This window comes from Micromonospora globbae, assembly GCF_003610785.1.
In the GTDB taxonomy this organism is placed as follows: Bacteria; Actinomycetota; Actinomycetes; order Mycobacteriales; family Micromonosporaceae; genus Micromonospora; species Micromonospora globbae.
The window spans coordinates 470,023-496,823 of the sequence record NZ_RAQQ01000001.1 but is presented as its reverse complement, the minus strand read 5'-3'; the positions used below and the strand labels follow the sequence as shown (position 1 = coordinate 496,823).

The following is a 26,801-nucleotide window of genomic DNA, read 5'->3' as shown; positions in this document are numbered from 1 at the left end:
CCACCCCGGCGGTGACGTCTCAGCTGGCCGCGCCCCCGCCGCCGAGCAGGTTCCCCTCGGGGATCGCGATGCGCGGTGGCGCGCCGGCCACCCGGGCGGCCGCGCGGCGGGCCTGCGACGGCCCGTGCTCGCGGGCCGCGCGGGCGTAGGTGGCCGCCGTCCGCGCCGCGATGGTGGCCCACCCGTAGCGCTCGCCGACCATGGCCCGGGCCTGCCGGGCGACCCGCCGCGCGAAGACCTCGTCGGCGAGGAGCTGGTCGACCGCCCCGGCGAGGGCGTCCGGGTCGCTGTGCGGGAAGGTCACCCCGGTGACGCCGGGCTCGACGATCTCGGCGAGGCCGCCGGTGGCCGCCACGGCGAGCGGCGCGCCGGCGGCGGCCGCCTCGAGGGCCACCATGCCGAACGGTTCGTAGAGGCTGGGCACCACGGTCGCGTCGGTGGCCCCCAGCATCGCGGGCAGCTGCGTGGTGTCGAGGAAGCCGGTGAACCGTACGGTGTCCCCGAGCGCGAGCCGCCGGGCCTCCTCCTCAAGTTCGCCCCGGTACGGGCCGTCGCCGGCGATCACCACCCGCAGTCCCGCGTGCCGCCGCCGCAGGTGGGGCACGGCGTGGACCAGGTGCTGCACGCCCTTCTCGTAGACGAGACGGCCCGCGTACCCGACCAGCGGGCCGTTCGCCGCGAACCGCGCCCGGGCCGAGGCGACCGCCGGCGGCCGGGCCCGCCAGGCGCGGTCGTCGACCCCGTTGGGCACCACGTCCACCTGCCCCGTAGGCAGGTCGAAGAGCGTGGTGACCTGGTCGCGCATGTAGCCGGAGCAGGCGATGACGCGGCCGGATTCGGTGGTGAGCCAGTGTTCGACGGCGTGGATGGTGCGGTTCATCTCGTCGGGGAGCCAGCCTTGGTGTCGGCCGGCTTCGGTGGCGTGGATGGTGGTGACGAGGGGGAGGTCGAGGTGTTCGCGGAGGGTGATGGCGGTGTGGGCGACGAGCCAGTCGTGGGCGTGGATGACGTCGTAGGTGTCGCTGGTGGTGGCGTGGAGGGCGGCGCGGGTGAGGGTGTGGTTGAAGGCCATGGTCCAGGCGAGGAGGCTGGGGGTGGCCAGGGGGAAGGTGACGGGGTCTTCGGTGGCGCGGATGATGCGGACGCCGTCGGTGTATTCCTCGGTGGGTGCGCCGTCGGTGTGGCGGGTGACGACGGTGACGTGGTGGCCGGCGGCGGCGAGGGCGGTGGAGAGGGCGTGGACGTGTCGGCCGAGTCCGCCGACGAGCACCGGCGGGTACTCCCAGGACAGCATGAGCACCCTCTGGTGCCGGGCGGGGTGGATGTCGATCACGTCGGCGTCAGCGGACATGCGGCCCCCTCTGAGTTGTCTCCGGGCGCGCGCCGACCGGCACCCCTGCCGGTGCCCGTCGTCGCGTCTGGGATCGACACCCATCCTGCCGGCAACGGGCTAACCAGCGGAGACACACTCGTTGCGCTCGTGTAAAGCGCTAGCGACCCGACCGGCGCACCCGCAGCAGCTCGGCGACCGACCAGGCCTGGAACGGGCAGCCCGTCGCCGCGTGCGGCGCCAGCCCGTCGGCGGTCTCGCTCACCGAGCCGAGACCGTACTCGGTCAGGTGGGCCTCCAGACCCACGAACAGCTCGTCGACGGGCACCTTCGCCCGCCGGCAGGCGTCCGCGTACGGGCCGACGAGCCACGGCCACACGGTGCCCTGGTGGTAGGCGCCGTCGCGCTCGGCCGGGCCGCCCCGGTGGCGGCCCACGAACTCCGGCGCGTCGGGGGTGAGGCTGCGCGGGCCGAGCGGGGTGAGCAGGGCGGCCGCGATTCGGCGCAGGGCCGGCTCGTCGGGCTCCAGCGGGGCGTACGGCAGGGACCAGGCCAGCAGCTGGTTGGGCCGCAGCGAGTCGTCGTCGTGGAACGCGCCCCCACCCAGAGGGTACGCGGGCGCGGGCGCGTCCACCACGTCGTACAGCCATCCCGGCGGGGCCGGGTAGCGCTCCCGGAACGCCGTGGTGGCCCGGGCGTGCATCCGGCGCAGCTCGTCGGCGTCCCGGCCGGACGCCTCCGCCAGCTCGGCGAGCCCCGCCAGCCCGTTGACCCAGAGCGCGTTGACCTCGACCGGCTTGCCGGCCCGCGGCGTGACCGGCACCCCGTGGACGCGGGCGTCCATCCAGGTCAGCGCGGCCCCCGGAGCGCCCTGGGTGAGCAGGCCGTCGGCCGGGTCGACGGCGATGCCGTACCGGGTGCCGGCCCGGTGCGCGTCGACCACCGCGAGCAGCGCCGGCAGCACCTCGGCGCCGAGGTCGGTGTCGCCGGTGAGCGCCACGTGCCGCTCCACCGCGTGCAGGAACCACAGCGTCGCGTCGACCGTGTTGTACTCCACCCGGCCCGTGTCGGCCGTGTTCGCGAGCATCCCCTCCGACAGCGTCGCCGCGTACGCGCGCAGCAGCTCCCGGCCGAGGTCGGCGCGGCCGGTCCGGAGGAACAGCCCCTCGTAGGCGATCATCGTGTCGCGGGACCACGTGCCGAACCACGGGTAGCCGGCGACCACGTCGACCGGGGCGTCGCCGGTGCGCACCACGAAGGCGTCGGCGGCCAGCGCCAGCGTGGCCTCGACGTCGTCGCGGGGCGCCGCCTGCGCCACCACCTGCCGGTTGCGCCGGCGGGCGATCTCGACCACCTCGGCCGCCGGTGGCGGCTCCGGGGCCGGGTCGTGCTTCCAGGCCAGCACCGACACGGTGTCGCCGGGGCGGTCCAGCGTGCCGGAGAAGCGGCCCGCGTACCAGAGGTCCTCCGTGGGCGGCAGCCCGCGCGCCGCCTCCTCGCGGTGGTGCACGCCGAGCCACCACTGCCCCTCGGGTTCCCAGTTCGGGCCGGCGAGCCGGAACGCGTCCTCCACCACCGCGCCGCCGGCCACCGGCTCGACGCGCAGGCCGGGGCCGTCGGAGCGCCGCTCGCCGTGCGCGTCCCGCCAGGTGCAGGCGGCGGCCAGCTCCAGCCGCACCGGGCCGCCGGAGACGAGCCGGTGCACCACGGCCACGCACGAGCGGCCGGGCAGCATCGCGAGCTCCCGCTCGATCACCATGTCACCGGCGCGCCACCGCCACCGGGGCAGCCCGTCGACGAGCGCGAACCGCTCGAGCAGCTCGAACCCGCGCGGGTCCACCGCGCCGGAGGCCCACTCGTGCGCGCCGAGGCGCACCCGCGCGCCGGAGGGGAGCAGCACCGCCGGGTCGAGGCTCACGAGGCCCACCCGGCGGACCGCCGGCCGCTCGCCGGCCACCACGAGCAGCCCGTGGTAGCGGCGGGTGCGCAGCCCGCTCACCGTGCCCATGGCGTACCCGCCGACGCCGTCGGTCACCAGCCACTCCCGGGTCGCCCCGCTGGTCAGGTCGGTGCAGACCTGGGGGCCGAAGCGAATGTCGATCAACTTTCCTCCACCGTCGGCGGCGTGCCGCACACCACCGAGAGAATGACCGCTGTGGTCAACTACCCGGTCGGCGTCGAAGATGTGCAGGTGATCACTGACCCTTCGCCCTCCGACGCGCCGGCCCCCGACGCCGAGCGGATCCGGCTCGCCCAGGCCGACGCCGGGGAGCAGGACTGGCGCGCGTGGGGCCCCTACCTGTCCGAGCGGGCGTGGGGGACGGTGCGGGAGGACTACAGCGAGCACGGTACGGCCTGGGACTACTTCCCGCACGACCACGCCCGGTCCCGCGCGTACCGGTGGAACGAGGACGGCATGGCCGGCGTGTGCGACGACCGGCAGACGTTCTGTTTCGCGCTCGCCCTGTGGAACGGCGTGGACCCGATCCTCAAGGAGCGGATGTTCGGCCTCGGCGGCGACGGCGGCAACCACGGCGAGGACGTGAAGGAGTACTGGTGGTACGAGGACTCCACGCCCACCCACTCGTGGATGCGCTGGCGCTACCACTACCCCCAGGCCGCCTTCCCGTACGACGAGCTGGTCGCCGTGAACGCGCTGCGCGGCCGGGACGACACCGAGTACGAGCTGGTCGACACCGGCATCTTCGACGACGACCGGTACTGGGCGGTGACCGTCGACTACGCGAAGGCGTCCCCCACCGACCTGTGCATCGTGGTGACCGCCGCGAACCGGGGCGACCGGTCGGCCACCCTGCACGTGCTGCCGACGCTCTGGTTCCGCAACACGTGGGCCTGGGGGCTGCCGGGCGCCGACCGGGTGCCCCGGCTCGTGGGTGAGGGGTCGCGGCTCGTCGGCGAGCACTGGGTGCTCGGCCAACTGCTGCTGGAGGGCGACGGGGAGCCGACCCCGCTGCTGTGCGACAACGAGACCAACGCCGAGCGGCTCTGGGGGCTGCCGGGCCGCTCCCGCTACCCGAAGGACGGCATCAACGACCACGTCGTCAACGGGGCGGACACGGTCAACCCGGCGCGGGAGGGCACCAAGGGGGCGCTGCACTACGTGCTGGAGGTGCCGGCGGGCGGGCAGCGGCAGATCCGGTTGCGGCTGACGCGTACCGCCCCGCCGCCGGCCGATGCCCCGCCGCCGCCCGCGGACCTCGGGGACGGGTTCGACGCGGTGGTGTGGGCGCGGCGGGCCGAGGCGAACCGCTTCTTCGCCGGGGTGATCCCGCCGGCGGCGACACCGGACGAGGCACTCGTGGCGCGGCAGGCGATCGCCGGGCTGATGTGGGGCAAGCAGTTCTACCACTTCGACGTCAGGCGGTGGCTGGAGGGCGACCCGGCGTCGGCGCCGCCGCCGGCGGGTCGCCGGCACGGGCGCAACAGCCAGTGGTGGCACATGACCAGCTTCGACGTGATCTCCATGCCGGACCCGTGGGAGTACCCCTGGTACGCGGCCTGGGACCTGGCCTTCCACTGCGTGAGCATCGCCCGGGTCGACCCCGGTTTCGCCAAGTCGCAGGTGCTGCTCCTGCTCCGCGAGTGGTACCTGCACCCCAACGGGCAGATCCCCGCGTACGAGTGGGCGTTCGGGGACGTGAACCCGCCGGTGCACGCCTGGGCGGCGTTGAAGGTGTTCGAGATCGACGGCGGTCGTGACCACGAGTTCCTGGCCCGGGTCATGCACAAGCTGCTGCTCAACTTCACGTGGTGGGTCAACCGCAAGGACACCGGCGGCAACAACGTCTTCGAGGGCGGCTTCCTCGGGCTGGACAACGTCGGGCCGTTCGACCGCTCCGCGGCGCTGCCGGTGGCGGGCGTGCTGGAGCAGTCCGACGGCACCGGCTGGATGGCGATGTACGCGCTGAACCTGCTCGACATCGCGATCGTGCTGGCCGAGCACGACCGTACGTGGGTCGACACGGCCACGAAGTTCTTCGAGCACTTCGCGTACATCGCGGCGGCCGCCTACGAGCAGGGGCTGTGGGACGACGAGGACGCGTTCTTCTACGACGTGCTGCGGCTTCCCGACGGCACGAAGGTGCCGCTGAAGGTCCGCTCGGTGGTGGGGCTGCTGCCGCTCGCCGCCGTCACCCGGCTGACCGCCCGCACCCTGCACCATCTGCCCGAGCTGGGCGCGCGGCTGCGCTGGTTCCTCACCAACCGGCCCGAGTACGCGGGCGTGATCGGCGCCCGCCGGCTCGGTCCGGACGGGCGGCAGCAGCGCCTGCTGTCCATGGTCGGCCCCGAGCAGATGGTCCGCCTGCTGGCGCGGATGCTCGACACCGACGAGTTCCTCTCCGAGTACGGCCTGCGGACGCTCTCCCGGGCGCACCTCGACGAGCCGTTCTCGGTCACCCTCGGCGGGCAGGAGTTCCGCGTCGGCTACGAGCCGGCCGAGTCGACCAGTGGCCTGTTCGGCGGCAACTCGAACTGGCGCGGCCCGATCTGGATGCCGACGAACTTCCTGCTGGTCAGCGCGCTGCGTGACTACGCGGAGTTCTTCGGCGACGACCTCCAGATCGAGTACCCGACCCGGTCCGGCGTGAAGCGGACCCTCGCCGAGATCGCCGACGACCTCTCCGCCCGGCTGATCGCCCTGTTCACCCGGGACGGCTGGGGCCGGCGGCCGATCTACGGGGCCTGCCAGCTCTTCCAGACGCACCCCGACTGGCGGGATCTGATCGCCTTCCCGGAGTACTTCCACGGTGACAACGGCGCGGGCCTGGGCGCCTGGCACCAGACCGGGTGGACGGCGCTGGTCGCCGACCTGATCCTCACCCTGCGCCGCTGACCGCCAGTCGACAATCCGTCACCGGGACGCCACGGCTCGTCATCGACGCCTATCGTCGGGCGGGTGTCGGGAACGCGTGACATGGGCGCTGAGCAGGGCGAACGCGACCACGTCGTCGCGGTCGCCCGCCGGCTCGCCGAGGCCGAGGGCTGGGCGGCGGTGAGCGTACGCCGGCTGGCCGCACGCGCCGGCCTGGCGCTCGCCGACCTCTACCGGCACTTCCCCGACCGCGAGGCGATCGTCGCGGCCGTCGCCGTCCGCGGTTTCGCCGACCTCGCCGAGGCGCTGGCCGCCGCCCGGGCCGGCGACGGCTGGCCGGCCGTGGTGACCGCCTACCTCGACTTCGCGTACGCCAACCCCGAGGTGTACGACGCCATGCTCACGCACACCCCCGACCTGACGCTCGGCGCCGTGGCGGTTCCGGCGTCCCCGCGTACCGCGTTCGCCGAACTGCGGGCGGCGCTCGCGCCGCTGGCCGCCGGGCGGGACCCGGACACCCTCGCCGAGGTCGGCTGGGGCGTGCTGCACGGCCTGGTGATGTTGACGCGCGGAGGGCGGCTGCGGCCGGGCGCGCAGGAGGAGCGGGAGGTGCTCGTCGCGCGGCGGTTGTTCGATGTCTCGTGAGGGGCCGCCGGACTTATCCGGTGGGCGTCGCCGGTCGCGTGAACTACAGTCCCGGCCCGGGACGGGAGCGGAGGGGGCACCGATGACGTGGAACGGGAACGGTCGCCGAGGGCACGTGCTCGTGTTCGACGCGGACGACACGCTGTGGGAGAACAACGTCGTCTTCGAGCGGGTGATCGACGACTTCCTGGCCTGGCTCGACCACCCCACCCTGGACCGGGCCGAGATCCGGGCCATCCTCGACGACATCGAGCGGGCCAACGCGGTGGCGCACGGCTACGGGAGCAAGGTGTTCCTGCGCAGCCTGGGGGAGTGCCTGGAACGGCTGCGCGAACGGCCGGCCACGGACGCCGAGCGGCGGGAGATCGACCGGCTGGCCGTGGCGCTGGTCGAGCACCGGGTCGAGCTGATGCCCGGGGTCGCCGAGGCGCTCGACGAGCTGGCCGGCCGGCACGAGCTGCTGCTGCTGACCAAGGGCGACCGGGAGGAGCAGCAGCGCAAGCTCGACGCGTCCGGGCTGCTGCACCACTTCCAGGCCGCCCACATCGTGCGGGAGAAGGACGTCGACACGTACCGGTGGCTCGCCCGCGAGCACGGCTTCGACCCGGCGGCGGCGTGGATGATCGGCAACTCGCCGCGGTCCGACATCCTGCCGGCCCGGGCCGCCGGGATGAACGCCGTCTTCATCCCGAACGAGAACACCTGGGTGCTGGAGGACGAGGAACTGGATCCGACCGACCACGGCGTCCTGCGGCTGGCCGCGTTCCCGGACCTGCTGCGGCACTTCTGACCTGCGGCGGGAAGGCCGCCTCGAACCGTAACAGCGACGATGGGAGCTGTTGCGTTACGTCGACTTGCCGCTTTTCGACCTTGACATCAATCACGCCGCGAAGAGCGCCGACGCGCCTTGTCCGGTCTCTCGGAACGCGCCTAACCTGAGCCGGCGCTCACGGCTCTTCGGGGTGAGACGGGAGCGCACGATGTCCGGTCGTGGGCACGTGGAGCTGAGTGCAGGCGGGCCGGCTCGCCGTGGTGGGTCCGGCGTGGACGACGTGCCACGTTCACGCCGTGTCAGCACGGTGATGTCCGCTACCACGCCGGACGGTGGGGTCAGGGCCGGGGAGTTGCGGACCCGGCCCTGACCCGCGCGCTGTGGCCGCCCCGCTGCCGAGCTCGGCGGCCCGGGACTCCACCAGGACACCGCCACGGGTGCGCCGCACGGGCGGCGGCGCGGCCCGGGTGGGCGGCCTCGTCACCTGCTGCGCCGGACGATCCGCACCCCGATCGCCACGGCCCCGATGACGAGCAGGCCGCCCAGCAGTTGGAGGCCCGGCGAGTCGTCGGCCTCCCCGTGCACGATGCCGGCCACGCCGAGCGCGACGACGAGAACGGCGGCGATGGCGAGGACGTACTTCATGTCGTCTCCTTTTCCTCGGCCGGACGGGCGCCGCGTCGGCGCGCCGGCCCGTCCGGGCGGGTTCAGTCGTCGACCCACTCGAGCAGGTCGCCGGGTTGGCAGTCGAGCACCCGGCACATGGCCTCGAGGGTGCTGAAGCGCACGGCCTTGGCGCGGCCGTTCTTGAGCACCGCGACGTTGGCCGGTGTGATGCCCACGCGCTCGGCGAACTCCGCGACGCTCATCTTGCGTTTGGCCAGCTCGACGTCGATGCGCACGACGATGGGCATCAGATCACCGCTTCCATGTCGGTGCGCAGGGTGGTGGCCTGCCGCAGCAGGGCGCGCATCACCACCATCAGCAGCCCGAGCACGGCGACGCCGACGACCAGCAGGAACAGCAACAGGGGCAGCCCGGGGTCGTCGGCCCGGAATCCGACGTAGAGGAACACGCCCACGAGGACCACCCAGGCGGCGGCGATGGCCCACACGATCGCGTCGACCCAGGCCAGGGCACCCTGGCTGAAGATGCGGTCGTGCTTGACCATGGTGAGCAGCTTCCAGGTGGCGACGATCACCACCTGGACGCAGATCACCCAGAACACCGTCACCGCCGTGGCCGGCCACCTCAGGTAGGCCAGATCCGGGGACTCCTTGGCCATGTGCGCGAACTGTCCGGGCAGCGACATGGTCTCGAACACGACCAGGATCCCGAACAGCAGCACGAGGAACACACGAAGAGGCGCTACCGCGCGATGCTCTGCAAGCATGTATCGACTATCACTCGGAACCTATCGAAAGTCAATAGGTTCGAGCTCGCAGCGCGCCCGTCGCCGGCAACCGGCGGTGGAGGTCGGCGGTGTCAGACGGCGGTGCCGCGGACGATCGCCACGGCGACCCGGCAGAACTCGTCCATGTCCGGGTTGAAACCGGCCGCGATGTCGGGGTGCAGGCCCGCCCGGGTCTCGTCGAGCAGCCGTTGGCAGACCTGCTCGACGGGTTCGCCCGCGTAGCCGGCGCGGACCCGTTCGGTGGCGGCCTGGAGCGCCGAGGTCAGCTGGTCCTCGAGCGGGCCGCGCAGCTTCCGCTGCACCGGATCGAGCCCGCGCGGGTCGAGCGTGACATGTGGCTCCGACATCGGCGCTCCCTTCGTCGGCGTCCGCGGTACCCGACCGCGGTCGTCGGTCAAACCACCTGTGGTACGGCCGCCACCCGCACCTGGTACGAGAAGTCCTCGGCCGGCTCCTCCACGTACGACAGGCGGCGGATCTGCCGGTCGTCGTCGTAGAGGGCGACGTCCACGAGGACGCCGAGGTGCGCCAGCCCGATGTTGGCCACCCGCTTCTTCTCCTGGAGCACCGCGCACACCCCGCCGAGCAGCGTGCTCGCGTCGGAGGTGCGGTGCCCCGGCGGGCAGCGCAGCACGAGGCCCACCTCGATCGGGCCGGTGAGCGGGGTCCAGCCCGTACGCTGGGCCGCCGCGCAGGCCGCCTCGAGCAGGGCGCGGACCCTCGTCGCCTGCCGGTGCCCGGCGGCGAAGATGGACAGCGCCTCGGTCTTCACCGGTGGCAGGCCGCTCACCTCGAACGTCAGGGTGAGAGCGCGGGTGTCCCGCACGACGGCACCTCCTCGTTGCGGACGATCCTGCCCAACCGGTCGACCGGTGGTGGGCGTTCCCGCGAGAACCAACCGATCGGGCAAGGTGGGGTCGGCCGGAGGCGTATCGACGTCGGCGGCGTACGCGCTGGCGGTGGAGCTACCGAGACGCTAATGCACGACGCCGGACCTGGGTAGCGTCGCCGCTCACTGCGTGGGACGCGCCGGGAAGGCGCAGAACTCGTTGCCCTCCGGGTCGGCGAGGATCCACCAGTCGATGTCGTCGTCCGGCTCGCGCAGCAGGGTGGCGCCGGCCGCGACCAGGGCGGTCGGATCGGGGCCGGCGAGGTCGACGTCCCAGTGCATCCGGTTCTTGACCGTCTTGCGCTCCGGCACCGGGTTGAAGATCCAGTACTCCCACGGGAACCCTCCGGCGCCGCGCAGGCTGACGTGTCCCTCCTCGCCGGGCTCCAGCGTGCCGCCCACCACCCCGGCCCACCAGGTGGCCTGCGCGGCCGGGTCGGCGGAGTCGACGATGAGCGCGATGGGGCCGGGTCGCGACCCCTCCCGGGCGGGGAACGCGCAGAACAGGTTCCCCTCCGGGTCGGCCAGCACCCACCAGCTGATCTCGGCGTCCGGCTCCCGGACCAGCCGCGCCCCGGCCGCCACCAGCGGCGCCGGGTCCTCCCCGGGCAGCCGCAGGTCCAGGTGGACGCGGGTCTTGACCGTACGCGGCTCGGGCACCGTGTTCACCCAGATCGACTCGGCCTTCGTGCGCCCGGCGGGCGGGTCGACGCGGGTGTCGCCGTCGCCCAGGTCGACCAGCGTTCCGTCGAGGATGCCGGCCCAGAAGGCGCCGAGCCGGTGGGCGTCGGACGCGTCGAGACAGAGGTCCTTGAAGCGTGCGCTCATGCGGACATCATGCCGGCGACCCCCGGCCACGCGGCTCGCCTCTGCCCACGTGTCGCGCCGGAGCTGGCCCGCGCCGCACGGGCCCGCCGGGTGACCCGGGACACACAGGCCACTGTTGATCGCGTCTCAGGCGCGGCCAGGTTTCGCGGCTTCGCAGGTCGGGCAGTGTTGGGGCCACGAAACGTCCGGAGCCGATCACTCGCTGGTCAGGGCCCCTGGCCGTCTCGCCGTGCGCCGGGGCACGGTGACCTTCCCCGGTACGGGCCGAGCAGAGGGGAGGGGTGATGAACGACCCTGACGAGGCCGTACGTCGACGCCGACCACGGGTGCGCGTGGGGGCGGCGGCCGCCGCGGTGGTGCTGGCGGCGTCCGTGGCGGGCTGCGGTGCCGGCGGGGACGGCGGCACGCCGACGATCAACCTGTACTACCCGCCGGAGCAGAACCTCCAGAAGGTGGTCGACACCTGCAACACGCAGGCGGCCGGGCGTTACCGCATCGTCTACCGGGTGCTGCCGCGGCAGGCCGACGACCAGCGGGTGCAGATGGTCCGCCGGCTCGCCGCCGAGGACAGCGGCATGGACGTGCTCGGCCTCGACGTGACCTGGACGCAGGAGTTCGCGAGCGCCGACTGGATCCTCGAGTGGACCGGGCAGGACAAGGCCGAGGTGGAACAGGGGACGCTCGCCGGCCCGCTGGAGACCGCCCGCTACGACGGCAAGCTCTACGGCGCGCCGAAGAACACGAACGTCCAACTGCTCTGGTACCGCAAGGACCTGGTGCCGGAGCCGCCGAAGACGTGGGACCAGATGATCTCCATGGCGCAGGACCTGAAGCGGCAGGGCAAGCCGTACCAGGTGCTCACCATGGGCGCCCAGTACGAGGGGCTGGTCGTCCTCTACAACACCCTGGCGGAGAGCGCCGGCGGCCGGATCCTCAGCGACGACGGCGGCAAGGCGGTCATGGACGAGGGCACCGTGCGGGCGCTGGAGCAGCTGCGGAACCTCGCCACCTCCGGCGTGACGTCGCCGTCGTTCAGCAACGCGACCGAGGACCCGGTCCGGCTGGAGTTCCAGGCCGGCGGCGGCGCGTTCCAGGTGAACTGGCCCTTCGTCTATCCGGCCATGCAGGAGGCGAACCCGGACCTGGCCAAGCAGGTCGCCTGGGCGCGGGTGCCCGGCATCGACGAGGACAACCCGAGCAAGGTCACCATCGGCGGGGTGAACCTCGCCGTCAGCGCGTACTCGAAGCACCCCGAGCTGTCCTTCGAGGCGGCCAAGTGCCTGCGCGACGAGGAGAACCAGAAGTTCTCCGCGATCAACGACGGCGTGCCGCCGACGATCGAGAAGGTCTACGACGACCCGGAGATGGACGAGGCGTACCCGATGAAGGAGACCATCCTCGCCGAGCTCAAGGAGCCGGCGGTGCGCCCGCTGACCCCGGCGTACCAGTCCATCTCCACCGTGATGTCCGCGGTCCTGTCGCCGCCCTCGCAGATCCGGCCGGAGCAGACCGCCGACGAACTGCGCGGGGCGATCGCCGACGCGCTCGAGTCGAAGGGGGTGCTGCCGTGAGAGAGCGATCCGAGCGGCTCACCGGCCGGAGGGAGGCGGCGTCATGAGTGTCAACGCCACCCCGACCGGGGCGGATGTCGCCGCCCAGGCGGAACGCGCCGGCGGACGCCACGCCGCGGTGCCGACGCAGCGCGCCGGCCGGCGCCGGCCGCCGCTGAGCGAGAACAAGAAGGCCGAGCGCCGGCTCGGCTGGCTGCTCTGCGCGCCCGCCGCGCTGGTCATGCTCGCGGTCACCGCGTACCCGATCATCTACTCGGTCTGGCTGTCGTTGCAGCGCTTCGACCTGCGCTTCCCCGACGAGCGCGAGTTCGTCGGGCTGGAGAACTACCTCACCGTGCTGACCAACGAGTTCTGGTGGACGGCCTTCGGGGTGACGGCCCTCATCACGGTGGTCACGGTCGCCGTCGAACTGGTGCTCGGCATGGGCCTGGCGCTCGTCATGCACCGCACGCTGGTCGGCCGGGGGATCGTGCGGACGGCCGCCCTGATCCCGTACGGGATCGTGACGGTGGTGGCCGCCTTCTCCTGGCGGTACGCGTGGACGCCCGGCACCGGGTACCTGGCCAACCTGTTCAGCGACGGCGCCCCGCTCACCGAGCGGGCCAGTTCCCTGGCGATCATCATGCTCGCCGAGATCTGGAAGACCACCCCGTTCATGGCGCTGCTGCTGATGGCCGGGCTGGCGCTGGTGCCCGAGGACCTCCTGAAGGCGGCCAGCACCGACGGCGCGACGGCGTGGCAGCGGTTCACCAGGGTGATGCTGCCGGTGATGAAGCCGGCCATCCTGGTCGCGCTGCTGTTCCGCACGCTCGACGCGTTCCGGGTCTTCGACAACATCTTCGTGCTCACCGCCGGCGGCAACGAGACCTCGTCGGTGTCGATGCTGGCCTACAACAACCTGATCCGGGGCCTCAACCTCGGCATCGGGTCGACGATGTCCGTGCTGATCTTCATCACCGTGGCGATCATCGCGTTCATCTTCGTGAAGCTCTTCGGCACCGCTGCCCCCGGCAGCTCGGACGACGAGAGGCGTTGAGATGGCTACCGAAACCACCACGCGGGCGAAGCTGCGGTGGGGTCTGCTGGACGCCGTCGTGGTCGTGTTCGCGCTGATCCCGGTGCTCTGGATCGCGTCGCTGTCGTTCAAGACCCCGGCCACGCTCACCGACGGGCGCTTCATCCCCCGGGAGTGGACGCTGGACAACTACCGGACGATCTTCGACACCGACCAGTTCGTCCGGGCCCTGGTGAACTCGATCGGCATCGCCCTGATCGCCACGGCGGTCGCCGTGGTGCTCGGCGCCATGGCCGCGTACGCGATCGCCCGGCTGGACTTCCCCGGCAAGCGGCTGCTCGTCGGGGTCTCCCTGCTGATCGCGATGTTCCCGCAGGTGTCGCTCGTGTCCCCGCTGTTCGAGATCGAACGGCAGCTCCACCTGTTCGACACCTGGCCGGGGCTGATCCTGCCGTACATCACGTTCGCCCTGCCGCTGGCGATCTACACGCTGTCGGCGTTCTTCAAGCAGATCCCCTGGGATCTGGAGAAGGCGGCCAAGATGGACGGCGCCACCCAGGGCCAGGCGTTCCGCCGGGTGATCGCGCCGCTCGCGGCGCCCGGCCTGTTCACCACGGCGATCCTGGTCTTCATCTTCTGCTGGAACGACTTCCTCTTCGCCATCACGCTCACCTCGACCGAACGGGCCCGTACGGTGCCGGTGGCGTTGTCGTTCTTCACCGGTGAGTCGCAGTTCGAGGACCCGACCGGGGCCATCTGCGCCGCCGCCGTGGTGATCACCATTCCGATCATCCTCTTCGTGCTCTTCTTCCAGCGCCGCATCGTCTCCGGCCTGACCTCCGGCGCGGTCAAGGGATAGGTGGTAACAGTGGCTGACATCGTGCTCGACAAGGTGAGCAAGCGGTTCCCCGACGGAACCGTCGCGGTGCGGGACGTCGACCTGGAGATCGCCGACGGCGAGTTCGTGATCCTGGTCGGCCCCTCGGGCTGCGGCAAGTCCACCACCCTCAACATGATCGCCGGTCTGGAGGACATCAGCTCCGGTGAGCTGCGCATCGGCGGCGAGCGGGTCAACGACAAGGCGCCCCGGGACCGCGACATCGCCATGGTGTTCCAGTCGTACGCGCTCTACCCGAACATGAGCGTGCGGGAGAACATGGCGTTCCCGCTGAAGTTGCAGAAGCTGGACCGGGAGACGATCAACCAGAAGGTCGAGGAGGCGGCGAAGGTCCTCGAACTGACCCCGTTGCTGGACCGCAAGCCGGCCAACCTCTCCGGTGGGCAGCGGCAGCGCGTGGCGATGGGGCGGGCCATCGTCCGGCAGCCCAAGGCATTCCTCATGGACGAGCCGCTGTCCAACCTCGACGCGAAGCTGCGGGTGCAGATGCGCACGGTCGTGTCCCGGCTGCAGAAGCAGCTCGGCACCACCACCGTCTACGTCACCCACGACCAGACGGAGGCCATGACCCTCGGCGACCGGGTCGTGATCATGCGCGGCGGCGAGGTGCAGCAGGTCGGCCCGCCGCAGGAGCTGTACGACCACCCGCGCAACCTGTTCGTGGCCGGGTTCATCGGCTCGCCGTCGATGAACTTCCTGCACGCCGCCGTGCAGGACGGGACGCTGCGCACCGCCCTGGGCGACGTGCCCGTCGGGGACCGGATCCGGCGCGAGCTGGAGTCCGCCGACGCGCCCCGCGAACTCATCCTCGGCATCCGTCCCGAGCACTTCGAGGACGCGGAGCTGGTCGACGAGGAGACCCGCCGGCGCGGGATGGAGTTCGAGGCGCCCGTCGAGATCGTCGAGTCGATGGGCTCGGACAAGTACGTCTACTTCACGGTCGAGGGGGAGCGGGCCAGCGCCGCCGAGCTGGAGGAGCTGGCGGCCGACGCGGGGGCCGACTTCACCGGCGGTGGGGCCAACCTCGTCACCCGGCTGTCGGCCGAGTCGCCGGTGACCGAGGGCGGGACCCGTCGCGTGTGGTTCAACCTGGAGAAGATCCACCTGTTCGACCCCACCAACGGCCGGAACCTGACCCTGCACGAGGGCCGGGCCGCCGGGGCGCTCGCCGACTGACGCGTACGGCGACGGGGCCGCGCGGGGTCGCCCCGCCGGTCCCGTCGCGGCGCGTCGGCGATGACCACCCCGACCCGCCCCACCGGCGCTCAGGCCGGCCAGTCGACCCGCAACGGCAGGCCGAGGAAGCCGGCGTAGCGGTCGAGGGCCTTCTCCACGCGGGGGCGGTCGAGCGCGGCCAGCGGACGGACGACGACCTTCACCTCGCGCCGGCCGACGGCGCGTTTCCAGGTGCCCACCACCCGGCCCGCCTGCACCACCGTGGGCTGGAAGACCCCGTTGTTGCCCGGGATGATCGCGTCGCGGTGGGCCGCGTCGAGCATCAGCGAGCGGTCCTTGTAGCCGAGCAGGTACTCGTCGAAGCCGGGCAGCACGAGCAGGTCGTCGACCGGTGCCCGGGACGCGTCCAGCAGCGCGGCGTCGACCAGCATCGCCTCCCCGTCGACCTCGACGGTCGCGAGCGCGTCACCCGCGGCGGCCACGCCCCGGCGCGCGTCGGTCAGGGTCAGCCCCGTCCAGCCGGCGAACTCGCGGGCGGTCACCGGGCCGTGGGAGCGGACGTAGCGGAGCGCGAGGGTGGCGAGCGCCTCGTCGCGGTCCAGCCGGCGCGGCGCCGGCACCCACTCGTCGAGCAGCACGAAGGTCTGCTCGGTGCCGACGTTCGGCGCGAGGCAGGTCACGCCGAGGACGCTCGCGTACCACAGCAGGTGGTAACCGCGCTGGCCGTCGGTGCCGATACCGGCGTCGTTGAGCGCCGCCAGGCACCGCGCCCGGGTGAGCCGCCCGCCGCCGGACAGCGCCGCGCCCAGCACCTCCACGGCCCGGTCCGCGTCCGCGGCGGAGAGGCCCAGCGCGGCCCGGCGGGTCGCCGCGCTCGCCAGCGACCGGACGCCGGTGAGCTCCAGCATCCAGCGGGCGTCGCGGGGCGGGACGAGGTGGACCGTGCCCCGCATCGGCCAGGTGCGCAGCGCCTCCCGCCGCTCCAGGGCGGCCTGCACGTCCGCCTGGGTGAGGGCGGGCAGCCGGGCGCCGAGCGACCAGAGGCCGCTGGCCAGGTCCTGCGCCTGCATGGCGCCGAACCACTCGACCACCTCGGCCACCGTCCCCGGGACCACGGCCGGGTGCGGACGCAGCAGCAGGCTCGTCATCCGCAGGGCGAGCGCCTCGCTCCCGGTCAGTCGCATGGAACTCCCTTCGCCGGATCCGGGCGTTCAGCCTAGGCCCGCCCCACGACAGATCCGGGGCGGCGGGAGCCGCCTCGACGCGGGCGGGACGCCCCGGGCGCGGACGGGGCGAGCGGTGGGAAGGCATAACAGTCGCGGCAGCGGGGATGCGACGCGCCAAGTGCGCGCGCCGCGCGTACGGAAGGGAGAGTCATGACTGCGTCCAGCGAACCGATGCGGGGCGCCGGCGCACCGGCGCGTCGGGACCGGGGCACCGCGGCCAAGACCAGCGCTGCCGCGACCTTCAGCCTGGTGTTCGGCGTCTCCGCCATGGTGTGCGTCCTGACCGCCATCCTCTCGTGGGCCGGGATCATCCTCGGCATCATCGGGATCATCCTCGGCGTCGTCGGGCTCCGGATGGCCGCGCGACCCGGTGTGACCGGACGCGGGGTCACCATCGGTGGTCTCGTGCTCAGCATCATCGCCCTGATACTCGGGCTCGTGTTCATCGCCGGCGTCACCACGGTCCTCAACAACGAGGGCGCGGTGAACCGGCTCCAGGATCAGGTCGACGACCTGCGGAGCCGGATCAGCTGACCGGGACGGGGACCTCCCGGACGGGCACGGGCACGCCCGCCCGTGCTCCCGATCGCGCCACGGCGGCTCGTGCCGACGCGGCGCGATCCCCCGTGTGGGGCCACCGCGGTGTCAGAGCCGGCGGTACATGACGAGCAGGTCGACGTAGCCCCGCGTCGGGTGGTGGAAGCCGTCCGGGATCCGCCCGACGACCTCGAAGCCCAGCGAGCGCCACAGCGCCACCGCCCTGGTGTTCGTCGCCACCACGGCGTTGAACTGCATCGCCCGGTAGCCGTCGGCGCGGGCCCGCTCCAGCACGTGCTCGGCGAGTGCCCGCCCGACGCCCCGGCCGCCGGCCTCCGGCGCCACCATGAAGCTCGCGTTGGCGACGTGCCCACCCGGCCCGAGCTGGTTGGGCACGAGCTTCGCCGAGCCGAGGACCGCGCCGTCGGGCGTGACGGCCACGACGGTGCGCCCGGGTGGCGGCACGAGCCACAGCCGCCGCGCGGTGTCCTCCTCGACGTCCCGTGGCCAGGTGTACGTGTCCCCGGCGGCGACGATCCGGCGCAGGAAGGGCCAGATCCGTGGCCAGTCGTCGGTGGTGGCGGGTCGGATCAGCATGCCTCCAGCATCGCGGTGCCGCGGCGCCCGCGGTCGGCGGGGTCGCCCGGACGGAGCGTTTGCCGGGGGAGTGCGGGGGTAGTCGCCGGAGCCGACACACGTGCGGAAGGGGACGTTCCGATGGCTGACCGGGTCAAGGTCGCGGTGATCTACTACAGCGCCACCGGCATCACGTACCAGATGGCGCAGGCGGCGTGCGAGGCGGCCGGCGACGCCGGGGCCGAGGTACGCCTGCGCAAGGTGCGCGAGCTGGCGCCGGACGAGGCGATCCGCTCGAACTCCGGCTGGGAGGCGCACCGCCTGGAGACCCAGGACGTCCCCGAGGCGCAGCTGGACGACCTCTCCTGGGCCGACGTGGTGATCTTCGGGACGCCCACCCGGTACGGCGTGATGGCCGCCCAGCTCAAGCAGTTCATCGACACCACCGGCCCACTCTGGTCGCAGGGCGTGCTGGTCAACAAGGTCTACTCCGCGTTCTGCACGACCGGCACGGCCCACGGTGGCCAGGAGGCCACGCTGCTCTCGCTGTTCAACGTCTTCTACCACTGGGGCGGCATCGTCGTGACCCCCGGTTACACCGACACCAGCCAGTTCATCGCGGGCAACCCGTACGGCGCGTCGCACACCAGCAACAACGGCGAGATCGCACCGGACGACATCGCGTTGACGGCCACCGCACTGACCGCCCGGCGCGCCGTGCAGATCGGCGCCGCCGTGAAGAAGGGGCTCGCCGGCTGAGCGGACGGCCGGTGGCCGGGCGGTGGCTCTCGGCCGCCCGACCACCGGTGCCCACGGCAGTACCCGCGTTGCCGGCCCGCTACGCGGCCCCCGCCGCGGAGTGTCCCGCGCCGCTGGCCGCCGGACGACCGGGCAGCAGCGGCGGCAGCAGCTCGGCCAGCACGGCCATCCCGTCCGGGCTCAGCACCGACTCCGGGTGGAACTGCACGCCGGCGAAGGACCGCCCGCGCAGCGCGTGCACCGCGCCGTCCGCGCCGTCGCGGGCCAGCTCGACCCGGCCGTACGCGGTGTCCAGCCCGTCGGTGTCGGCCCGGGCGGTGAACGTGGCGTAGAAGCCCACCCGCCGGCGCGTGCCGAAGATGTCGACCTCCCGCTGGAGCCCCTGGTAGGGGGCGTCGCGCCGGTGCGGCGGCAACCCGAGCAGCCCGGCCAGCAACTGGTGTCCCAGGCAGACCGCGAGGGTCGGGCGACCGGCGTCCAGCAGCCCGGTGAGCAGGCCGCGCAGGGCGCGCATCTTCGGGTCGGTCGCACTGCCCGGGTCACCGGGCCCGGGGCCGACCACCACGAGGTCGTACGCGTCGACCGGACCCGGCGCGTGCCACGGCCGAACGGTCACCGCGAGGCCGAGCGCCCGCAACTGGTGGGCCAGCATGCCGGTGAAGGTGTCCTCGCCGTCGACGATCAGCGCCGTGCGGCCGGCCAGCCCGGGCAGCCCGGGGGCGTCCGGCGCCCGCTGGTCCAGCCAGAACCGGGCCAGGGGCGCGTTGCGGGCGGCCAGCGCGGCGCGTACCTCCGGATCGTCGGCCAGGCGCGGCGCACCCTCCCGGCCCGGGTCCGCCTCCGGCCCGAGGCCCAACGCGGTTAGCACCCCGGCGGCCTTGGCGTGCGTCTCCGCCACCTCTCCGGCCGCCGTCGAGTGCCGCACGAGCGTGGCGCCGACCGACAGCCGCAGGGCGCCGGCCGGGGAGATCTCCGCGGTGCGGATCAGGATCGGCGCGTCGAGGGTCTGCCGGCCGGCGTCGTCGTGACCGAGCAGCGCCAGCACCCCGGAGTAGTAGCGCCGGCCGGTGTGCTCGTGCCGGGCGATCACGCGGCAGGCGTTCTCCATGGGGCTGCCGGTGACCGTGGGGGCGAACATCGTCTCCCGCAGCACCTCCCGGACGTCCCGGGTGCTGCGCCCGGCGAGCAGGTACTCGGTGTGCGCCAGGTGGGACATCTCCTTCAGGTACGGCCCGACGACCTGCCCGCCGTGCTCGGCCACCGAGGCCATCATCTTCAGTTCCTCGTCGAGCACCATGTACAGCTCCTCGACCTCCTTCGGGTCGGCGAGGAACCGCAGCAGCGCGGCCCGGTCGGCCGCCGCACCGGGGTGGCGGAACGTGCCGCTGATCGGGTTCATCATCACGAGGCCGTCGTCGACGCTCACGTGCCGCTCCGGGCTCGCGCCCACGAGGATCCGGGTGCCGGTGTGCACGACGAACGTCCAGTACGCGCCCCGCTCGGCGAGCAGCAGTCGGCGCAGCGCCGCGAGCGCGGCCACCAGGGGCGGACCCTGCACGGTCGCGGTCAGTGTGCGGTGGATGACGAAGTTCGCGCCCTCGCCGCGCCCGATCTCCTCGGCCAGCACCCGACCCACCGTGGCCGCGTACTCCTCGTCGCCGACGTCGAACGCCGCGCCGGTGGCGCGTACCGGGCCCTCGGGCAGGGCGGCCAGCGCCTCGGCCAGGGCGACCCGCTCGTGCCGGCCCACCAGCAGGCACTCCAGCGGCGCGCCGTCGTCGACGCAGGCGAAGCCCCGCTCGGTGATCTGCCGGTGCGGCACGAGCGCCAGCGTCCGTGGGCCGGGAGCACCGGCGGGCAGTGGGATGTCGGCGAGCCGGTCGACCGTGCGGACGGAACCGGTGAAGAGGTCCAACCCGTCGGCCTCGGCGCGGCGGACCAGCGCGAACGGGCCGGGGTCGACGCCGGCGTCGACGGCGGCGAGCAGGTCGTGCAGGTGGGTCATCGGGTTCTCCTGGGGCCGGGTGCCGCCGGCGGGGCGGCCCGGGGCCGGGAGGACCGGCGACCGCCTCGACGGGCGGCCGCGTGGGAAGCTACGCGCGGAAGATGGCCGCCGGGTCGGCGGGCCACCAGCAGGTCAGACGCGCGAGCATGGGCCCACCCTACGCGGTGCCGGACCCCGGCGGAAGCCGATCTCGCGTACGCCCTGCGACCGGCGCTCGACCGGCACCCGTAGCGGGTACCTTGACCGGCGATGAACATTCTCGCGCTCGACCTGGGCACCTCGTCGGTACGCGGGCTGGTGCTCGACGAGGAGACCCAGCCGGTGCCGGGCGCCCTGGCGCGGCGGAAGGTCAGCCTGGCCATCGGCGACGACGGCACCGGCACGCTCGACGGGCCCTCGTACCTCGCGTGCCTGGTCGAGTGCCTGGACGAACTCTCCGACGCCGGTCACCTGCGCGACGTCGAGCTGGTCGCGGTCTCCGGGCAGTGGCACTCGGTGATCCCGCTCGCCCGGGGCGGCGAACCGCTCGGGCCGGCGGTCACCTGGCTGGACACCCGGCCGACACCCCCGGCCTCGTCGCGGGGGCCCGTCGACGCGGACGACTACCACCAGCGCACCGGCACCTGGTGGCACCGGGGCTACTGGTCGGTGCGGCTGCCCTGGCTGCGGGAACGGGCGGGCAGCCGGGTCGCCCGCTTCACGGGCCTCGTCGAGTACCTGCTCGGTGAGCTGCTCGACGAGGCGCCGATGTCGATCTCCCAGGCCTCCGGGACCGGCCTGCTCGACCTGCGGACGCTCACCTGGGACGCCGAGGCGCTGTCGCTGGCCGGCGCCCGGGTCGACCAGTTGCCCGGGCTCGCGCCGATGGGCTGGCACGGGCGGCTGCGGCCGGAGCACGCGAAGCGGTGGGCCGCGCTGGCCGGCGTGCCGTGGTCGGCGCCGGTGGGTGACGGCGCGGCGTCGAACGTCGGCTCGGGGTGCGTCGACCCGAGCCGGGCCGCCGTGACGGTCGGCACCTCCGCGGCCGTACGGCTGCTCCAGCGGGTGCCCGCCGGGCAGGAGCTGCCCCGCCTGCCGGAGCGGCTGTGGCGCTACCGGGTCGACCACGACCACGTGGTGACCGGCGCCGCGTACTCCTCCGGGGGCAACCTGTTCGCCTGGGCCAACCGCGAGCTGAGGCTGCCGGTCGGCGCCGAGCTGGACGCGGCGCTCGCGCTGGTGCCCCCCGGTGGCGGCCGGCCGGCCGACGTCCGCTTCGGCGGGGACCGCCCGCCCGGCCTCGCCCCGGCCGGCTCGGGTGAGCTGCGCGGGTTGAGCTTCGGGACCACGGCCGTCGACATCCTCGCGGGGCTCATGCAGGGCCTGTGCGAGATGGTCGCGGAGGACCTCGGCGTGCTGGAGTCCACGGTCGACCGGCAGGTGTCCGTGGTGCTCGGCGGGGGAGCGATGGCCGCCTCGGTGTGGTGGCGGCAGGCGTTCGCCGCGGCGCTCGCGCCGCGGGACGTGTCGCACCAACGCAACCCGGAGATCGGGGCGACGGGCGCGGCGTTGGTCGCGTTGGGACGGTTCGAGGAGGCCGCCGGGTTGGCCGACATCGGCCGGACGGATGAGTTGATCTCACCGACCACGGCAGGTCCGTCTCGCCCGCAGGATCGATCCTGACCGCCCGGCGTTCGGGCCGTTGACACCACTCCCGGGCCTGGTTGGATGGACTGCGCTCCCCGGTCGCGGCGGACGCGCGGGGAGGAGGAGGCAGCGTGGGCGCAGGTGCGGACCCGACGCGCGGCGCGGTGTCCAGCCACCGCCGGCGTCGCTTCGACGTCCGGGTCGTGCCGCACCGGCGCCGCTCCCCGCTCCGGCCGCGCGACTGGCGCATGCGGACGAAGCTCGCCACGGTGCTCGTCGTCCCGTCGGTGGCGTTCCTCGTCCTGGCCGGCGTGCAGACCCGCTCCCTCGTCGGGCAGACCACGGTGCTCAGCGACTTCGCCGAGCAGGTCGGCATCGGCCGGCAGATCACGGCGGCCGTGCACCGCATCCAGCAGGAGCGGGACCGGTCGGCCGGCGAGCTGGCCGAACTGCGCCGGGCGGCGGGCGCGGCCGACCGGGACGCCGCGATCACGGCGCTGGAGCCGTTGCAGGCCGCCACCGACCAGGCCGTCGCCGACCTGCGCCGCGCGGCGCAGCCGCTGGCCGACGCGGACGCGTCCTGGCGGGTCGCGTACTCCGAGGTGCTGGAGGCGTACGACCAGATCGTCTACATCAGACCGGCCGTGCCGCCCGCGGTGTTGAGCAGCGACACCATCCTGGGCACCTACCACCGGGCCGTCGGCGCCCTGCTCGACCTGCTCGCCGAACCCACCCCCGGCCAGGACCGCCCGGCCCTCAGCGACGCGGTGCTGCGCTACGTGCAGCTGGCCCGGGTCAAGGAGCTGACCTCGCGCATCCGCGCCGAGCTGTACGCCGCCGCCCGCGCCGGCCGGTACGGGCCGGAGGACCAGATCGTCCTCTCCGACCTGCGGGCCCAGCAGCTCACCGCCCTCGGCGCGTTCCGGGTGGCCGCCACCACCGACCAGATCCGCCGGTACGACGAGATGTCGGTCGACGCGGCGTTCACGGCCGCCGCCCGGCTCGAGGAGCAGAGCCTCCCCACGGGCGGGGCGGCGCCCGCGGTGCTGCCCGCCGCGCAGTGGTGGGCCGCCAGCGAGGAACGGCAGGAGCTGCTGCGGCAGGCCGAGGCGGGTGTGCTGGACGACGCGGTCCGGCAGGCCGACGGCGCCGCCGCCGGCCAGCTGCGCACCACCCTGCTGGTGGTCGGCGGGATCGTGGCGGTGCTGCTGGTCGCCGTGCTCATCTCCCTCCTCGTCGGCCGGTCCGTCGCCCGGTCCATCCGGGTGCTGCGCGGCCAGGCGCTGCGGATCGCGCAGGTCGAGCTGCCCGACGCGCTGGACCGGCTGCGCACGGTCACCGGCGGCGTGCCGCACATCGAGGTCGCGCCCGCCGTCGTCCGGTCGCTCGACGAGATCGGGGAACTCGCGGAGGCCTTCGTGGCCGTGCACCGCAGCGCCGTGAGCGTGGCCGTCGAGCAGGCCATGATGCGGCGCAACGTCAACGCCATGTTCGTGAACCTCGCCCGGCGCAGCCAGGTGCTGGTGGAACGGCAGCTGGAGCTGCTCGACGAGCTGGAACGCGAGGAGGGCGATCCGATCCAGCTCGAGAACCTGTTCAAGCTGGACCACCTGGCCGCCCGGATGCGCCGCAACGACGAGAGCCTGCTGGTGCTCGCCGGCACCGAGTCCACCCGGCGGTGGCCCCGGCCGGTCGGGCTGGGCGCCGTCCTGCTCGCCGCCGCCGCCGAGATCGAGCAGTACCAGCGGGTCCGCCACGAGTCGGTGGCCGAGCTGCACGTCGTGGGGCACGCGGTGGGGGAGCTGGTGCACCTCCTCGCCGAGCTGCTGGAGAACGCCACCGCGTTCTCCCGGCCGGACACCACCGTCTCCGTCACCGCCCGGGCCGAGGGGGCCGGCGCGGTCGTCGAGATCACCGACCGGGGCCTGGGCATGAGCCCCGGTGCTCTCGCCGAGGCGAACGGCGTGCTCGCCACGCCGCCGGCCGCCGACGTGGCGACGGTCGAGCGGATGGGTCTGTTCGTGGTCAGCCACCTGGCGTCCCGGCTCGGCGTCCGCGTACGGCTGCACGGCGGGCAGGACGGCCTGGTCGCGGTGATCCGGCTGCCGGGCGCGCTGCTCGCGCCGGCGCCGACCGGGCAGATCGAGCCGGCCGCGACGGCACGGATGCTCACCGCCGGGATCGCCGGGACGGCCGGCGCGGTCGACCGGCCCGTGGCGGGACGCCGTCCCGCCGGGGTCCCCCGGCAGACCCGCCGGACGCCGGTACGCGCCGAGGACGTCCTCGCCCCGGCCGCCGCCCCGTCCGGAGGCGGCTGGTGGTCGCGGCACGGATCACCGGCGCCGGCCGTCACCGGCCCGGTCGTCCCGCCGCCGACGCCGGTGACCGGGGGCGTCAACGCCCGGGGCCTGCCGGTGCGCGTACCGATGGCCCAGCTCGCCGCGGTCACCGGGTCGGCGCCGCACCCACCGGCCCCGGCGGCGTACGAGCCGGACCCGGAGGCCGTCGGCGGAATGCTCTCCCGCCTCTACAACGGAGTACGGCGGGCCGAGGCGGAGGACACCACCGAGATACCCGTGCCGCCCACCGGCGGCGCCGGGGAGGGAGGACGACGACAGTGACGACGTTGAGTCAGGAGGCGCGGGACCTGAGCTGGCTCGTCAGCGCCTTCGCCCAGCGGGTGCCCGGGGTCGCCCACGCGGCGGTGGTCTCCTCGGACGGTCTGCTCGTGGCGGTCTCCGACCACCTGCCCCGCGACCACGCCGACAAGCTGGCCGCGGTGACTTCGGGGCTGATGAGCATCACCTCGGGCGCCGCCCAGATGTTCGACGGGGACGTGGTCAAGCAGACGGTGGTCGAGATGGGCCGCGGCTACTTCCTGGTGATGCAGGTCCGCGACGGGTCGATCCTCGCCACCCTCGCGGCGGCCGACGCCGACATCGGCGTCGTGGGCTACGAGATGGCCCGGCTGGCCAAGCAGGCGGGGGAGATGCTCACGCCGGCGCTCCGCGCCGAGTTGCAGCAGGCGCTGCCCCGCTGACCAGCCCCGGCCGGCCCGGGCCCCGGGCCGGCGTCGTGGCCGGCCCGGAGCGGGGTGCGGCGTTCGCGGCCGGTCCGGGATGCGGGCGACGTTCGTGGCCGGCCCGGAGCGGCGTGCGGCGTTCGCGGCCGCGGCGGGCCGGCGTCACCTGGCCGGCCCGAGGCGGGATGCGACGCGGGCCCGCCCTGACCGGGCCGCGGGTCAGAAGCCGTTGTCGGCGATGACCGTGCGGTACCAGTGCGCGCTGCGCTTCAGGACGCGGCGCTGGGTGGCGTAGTCCACGTAGACGAGGCCCCACCGCTGGTCGTACCCCTCGGCCCACTCGAAGTTGTCCAGCAGCGACCAGACGTGGAAGCTCTCCAGGGGCACCCCGGCCGCCAGCGCCCGGTGGGCGGCGGCCAGATGGTCGCGGAGGAACGCGACGCGGCCGGCGTCGTCCACGGTGCCGTGCGCGTCCAGGGTGTCCGGGGTGGGCAGGCCGTTCTCCGTGACGGTGATCGGGATCGGCCCGTAGTCGCGGGTGACCCGGGTGAGGATGTCGTACAGGCCCTCCGGGTAGATCTGCTGCCACTCCGCCTCGGAGGTCGGCCACCGCCGCACCGTGTCGCCGGCGGCCGTCACGTAGATCGGCGTGTAGTACTGCACGGCCAGCAGGTCGACCGGGGAGGAGATGATCTCCAGGTCGCCGTCCGCGATGCCGCGCACCATCCGGCTGTCCGGCCCGAGGTCCGCCAGGACGTCGTCGGGGTAGCGGCCGGTGAGGACGGGGTCGAGGTAGAGGCGGTTCTCGTAGCCGTCGTAGAGGCGGGTGGCCGCCGTCGCCTCCGGTGAGTCGTCGGCCGGGTAGCAGGGGTGCAGGTTGAAGGCCGGCCCGATCCGTCCCGTGCCGTTGGCGCGCAGCGCCCGTACCGCCAGGCCGTGGGCGAGCTGGAGGTGGTGGGCCACGAGGTAGGCGGCGTCGGGGTCCTGCCGGCCGGGCGCGTGGTGGCCGGAGAGGTAGCCGTTCTGCACCACCGTCTTCGGCTCGTTGATGGTGAGCCAGACGGGAACGCGGTCGCCGAGGGCGCGGAACACCGCCTCGGCGTAGTCGGCGAAGCGGTACGCCGTGTCGCGTGCCTCCCAGCCGCCGGCGTCCTGCAGCGCCTGGGGCAGGTCCCAGTGGAACAGGGTGGCCATCGGGGCGATGCCCCGCTCGTGCAGGCCGTCGACGAGCCGCCGGTAGAAGTCCAGGCCGCGCTGGTTGGGCGTACCGGTGCCGTCGGGCTGGATCCGGGGCCAGGCGATGGAGAACCGGTAGCTGCGCAGGCCGAGGTCGCGCATGAGGTCCAGGTCCTCGCGGTACCGGTGGTAGTGGTCGGCGGCGACCTCACCGGTGTCGCCGTTGCGGATACGCCCCGGCGTCCGGCTGAACGTGTCCCAGACCGACTCGCCCCGGCCGTCCTCCTTGACCGCCCCCTCGATCTGGTACGCCGAGGTGGCCGCGCCCCAGCCGAAGTCGGGTGGGAAGCGCAGCGGCGGGCGCTGCGGAGTGGACATCGACATCGGTTCTCCTCGTGGACGCGAAGCTCCCGCCGAGGACGGGAGCGCTCCCAAGCATAGGGCAGCCCGTCGAGCCGCCCGCACCGTGCCGGCGGGAGCCGGCACCGCACGCGCGACGGCG

At 73.6% G+C, this 26,801-nt stretch carries 24 protein-coding genes; 12 read left to right on the top strand and 12 right to left on the bottom strand.

Features of this window, described 5'->3' with window-relative positions:
• Positions 1–19: 19 nt before the first annotated feature.
• Both D7I43_RS02160 and D7I43_RS02155 read right to left on the bottom strand, forming a co-directional pair.
• Positions 20–1,351, bottom strand: a complete 1,332-nt coding sequence (locus D7I43_RS02160; protein ID WP_120326619.1) for a glycosyltransferase family 4 protein — start codon at positions 1,349–1,351, stop codon at positions 20–22.
• 139 nt (positions 1,352–1,490) lie between these two features.
• On the bottom strand, positions 1,491–3,434 hold the full coding sequence (locus tag D7I43_RS02155) for an amylo-alpha-1,6-glucosidase (protein ID WP_120326618.1): 1,944 nt from the start codon (positions 3,432–3,434) through the stop codon (positions 1,491–1,493).
• A 42-nt stretch (positions 3,435–3,476) separates the two neighbouring features.
• Between D7I43_RS02155 and D7I43_RS02150 the strand changes: the two genes are divergently transcribed.
• From D7I43_RS02150 to D7I43_RS02140, 3 genes are all read left to right on the top strand, one after another.
• Complete coding sequence (locus D7I43_RS02150) at positions 3,477–6,185, top strand: MGH1-like glycoside hydrolase domain-containing protein (RefSeq protein WP_120326617.1); 2,709 nt, start codon at positions 3,477–3,479, stop codon at positions 6,183–6,185.
• Positions 6,186–6,248: 63 nt separating this feature from the next.
• Entirely contained in the window at positions 6,249–6,809 is a 561-nt protein-coding gene (locus D7I43_RS02145; RefSeq protein WP_240032748.1) for a TetR/AcrR family transcriptional regulator, read from the top strand.
• An 82-nt stretch (positions 6,810–6,891) separates the two neighbouring features.
• On the top strand, positions 6,892–7,599 hold the full coding sequence (locus D7I43_RS02140; protein ID WP_120326615.1) for an HAD family hydrolase: 708 nt from the start codon (positions 6,892–6,894) through the stop codon (positions 7,597–7,599).
• A gap of 462 nt (positions 7,600–8,061) precedes the next feature.
• Here D7I43_RS02140 and D7I43_RS32970 read toward each other — a convergent pair whose 3' ends face one another.
• The 6 genes from D7I43_RS32970 to D7I43_RS33385 form a co-directional block, all read right to left on the bottom strand.
• Positions 8,062–8,226 (bottom strand): hypothetical protein, encoded by a 165-nt coding sequence (locus D7I43_RS32970; protein WP_192902040.1) that lies wholly within the window; start codon positions 8,224–8,226, stop codon positions 8,062–8,064.
• A gap of 62 nt (positions 8,227–8,288) precedes the next feature.
• Positions 8,289–8,495, bottom strand: coding sequence for a helix-turn-helix domain-containing protein (locus D7I43_RS34015; protein WP_120326614.1), 207 nt, complete (start codon positions 8,493–8,495; stop codon positions 8,289–8,291).
• Positions 8,495–8,974 carry a DUF2975 domain-containing protein gene (locus D7I43_RS34010; protein ID WP_120326613.1) on the bottom strand — a complete coding sequence of 160 codons (480 nt, stop codon included), beginning with the start codon at positions 8,972–8,974 and terminating at the stop codon, positions 8,495–8,497. The genes D7I43_RS34015 and D7I43_RS34010 overlap by 1 nt, the downstream gene beginning before the upstream one ends.
• A 92-nt stretch (positions 8,975–9,066) precedes the next feature.
• Positions 9,067–9,342, bottom strand: a complete 276-nt coding sequence (locus tag D7I43_RS02125) for a hypothetical protein (protein ID WP_120326612.1) — start codon at positions 9,340–9,342, stop codon at positions 9,067–9,069.
• Between the two features lie 47 nt (positions 9,343–9,389).
• Positions 9,390–9,821, bottom strand: a complete 432-nt coding sequence (locus D7I43_RS02120) for a RusA family crossover junction endodeoxyribonuclease (RefSeq protein WP_120326611.1) — start codon at positions 9,819–9,821, stop codon at positions 9,390–9,392.
• Positions 9,822–10,007: 186 nt separating this feature from the next.
• Entirely contained in the window at positions 10,008–10,712 is a 705-nt protein-coding gene (locus D7I43_RS33385; RefSeq protein ID WP_120326610.1) for a VOC family protein, read from the bottom strand.
• 284 nt (positions 10,713–10,996) lie between these two features.
• Here D7I43_RS33385 and D7I43_RS02110 point away from each other — a divergent pair, with 284 nt between their 5' ends.
• Genes D7I43_RS02110 through D7I43_RS02095 form a run of 4 tightly spaced genes read left to right on the top strand, consistent with a single transcriptional unit; the run spans position 10,997 to position 15,372 of the window.
• Positions 10,997–12,283 (top strand): ABC transporter substrate-binding protein, encoded by a 1,287-nt coding sequence (locus D7I43_RS02110; RefSeq protein WP_120326609.1) that lies wholly within the window; start codon positions 10,997–10,999, stop codon positions 12,281–12,283.
• A 43-nt stretch (positions 12,284–12,326) separates the two neighbouring features.
• Positions 12,327–13,319, top strand: a complete 993-nt coding sequence (locus tag D7I43_RS02105) for a carbohydrate ABC transporter permease (RefSeq protein WP_120326608.1) — start codon at positions 12,327–12,329, stop codon at positions 13,317–13,319.
• A 1-nt stretch (position 13,320) separates the two neighbouring features.
• A complete protein-coding gene (locus D7I43_RS02100) occupies positions 13,321–14,157 on the top strand; it encodes a carbohydrate ABC transporter permease (protein WP_120326607.1) in 837 nt (278 codons plus the stop codon).
• A 9-nt stretch (positions 14,158–14,166) separates the two neighbouring features.
• Positions 14,167–15,372, top strand: a complete 1,206-nt coding sequence (locus D7I43_RS02095) for an ABC transporter ATP-binding protein (protein WP_120326606.1) — start codon at positions 14,167–14,169, stop codon at positions 15,370–15,372.
• An 89-nt stretch (positions 15,373–15,461) separates the two neighbouring features.
• Here the strand turns inward: D7I43_RS02095 and D7I43_RS02090 are convergent, their stop codons facing one another.
• Entirely contained in the window at positions 15,462–16,556 is a 1,095-nt protein-coding gene (locus D7I43_RS02090; RefSeq protein ID WP_120326605.1) for a winged helix DNA-binding domain-containing protein, read from the bottom strand.
• Between the two features lie 192 nt (positions 16,557–16,748).
• Here D7I43_RS02090 and D7I43_RS02085 point away from each other — a divergent pair, with 192 nt between their 5' ends.
• Positions 16,749–17,132, top strand: a complete 384-nt coding sequence (locus tag D7I43_RS02085) for a hypothetical protein (protein WP_120326604.1) — start codon at positions 16,749–16,751, stop codon at positions 17,130–17,132.
• A 111-nt stretch (positions 17,133–17,243) separates the two neighbouring features.
• Here the strand turns inward: D7I43_RS02085 and D7I43_RS02080 are convergent, their stop codons facing one another.
• A complete protein-coding gene (locus D7I43_RS02080; protein ID WP_120326603.1) occupies positions 17,244–17,732 on the bottom strand; it encodes a GNAT family N-acetyltransferase in 489 nt (162 codons plus the stop codon).
• A gap of 120 nt (positions 17,733–17,852) precedes the next feature.
• Between D7I43_RS02080 and wrbA the strand changes: the two genes are divergently transcribed.
• Positions 17,853–18,470 carry an NAD(P)H:quinone oxidoreductase gene (gene wrbA, locus D7I43_RS02075; protein ID WP_120326602.1) on the top strand — a complete coding sequence of 206 codons (618 nt, stop codon included), beginning with the start codon at positions 17,853–17,855 and terminating at the stop codon, positions 18,468–18,470.
• A gap of 79 nt (positions 18,471–18,549) precedes the next feature.
• Here the strand turns inward: wrbA and D7I43_RS02070 are convergent, their stop codons facing one another.
• The gene (locus D7I43_RS02070; RefSeq protein WP_120326601.1) at positions 18,550–20,475 is read right to left on the bottom strand and encodes an anthranilate synthase family protein; all 1,926 of its coding nucleotides are present in this window, start codon (positions 20,473–20,475) and stop codon (positions 18,550–18,552) included.
• 249 nt (positions 20,476–20,724) lie between these two features.
• Here D7I43_RS02070 and D7I43_RS02065 point away from each other — a divergent pair, with 249 nt between their 5' ends.
• The 3 genes from D7I43_RS02065 (at position 20,725) to D7I43_RS02055 (ending at position 25,141) form a co-directional block, all read left to right on the top strand.
• Positions 20,725–22,137 (top strand): FGGY family carbohydrate kinase, encoded by a 1,413-nt coding sequence (locus D7I43_RS02065; RefSeq protein ID WP_120326600.1) that lies wholly within the window; start codon positions 20,725–20,727, stop codon positions 22,135–22,137.
• A gap of 95 nt (positions 22,138–22,232) precedes the next feature.
• Entirely contained in the window at positions 22,233–24,722 is a 2,490-nt protein-coding gene (locus D7I43_RS02060) for a sensor histidine kinase (RefSeq protein WP_240032747.1), read from the top strand.
• Positions 24,719–25,141, top strand: coding sequence for a roadblock/LC7 domain-containing protein (locus D7I43_RS02055; RefSeq protein ID WP_120326599.1), 423 nt, complete (start codon positions 24,719–24,721; stop codon positions 25,139–25,141). Before D7I43_RS02060 ends, D7I43_RS02055 begins: the two co-directional genes overlap by 4 nt.
• Before the next feature lie 201 nt (positions 25,142–25,342).
• On the opposite strand, the gene D7I43_RS02050 is transcribed toward D7I43_RS02055, so the two are convergent.
• The gene (locus D7I43_RS02050; protein ID WP_120326598.1) at positions 25,343–26,683 is read right to left on the bottom strand and encodes a GH1 family beta-glucosidase; all 1,341 of its coding nucleotides are present in this window, start codon (positions 26,681–26,683) and stop codon (positions 25,343–25,345) included.
• Positions 26,684–26,801: the final 118 nt, after the last annotated feature.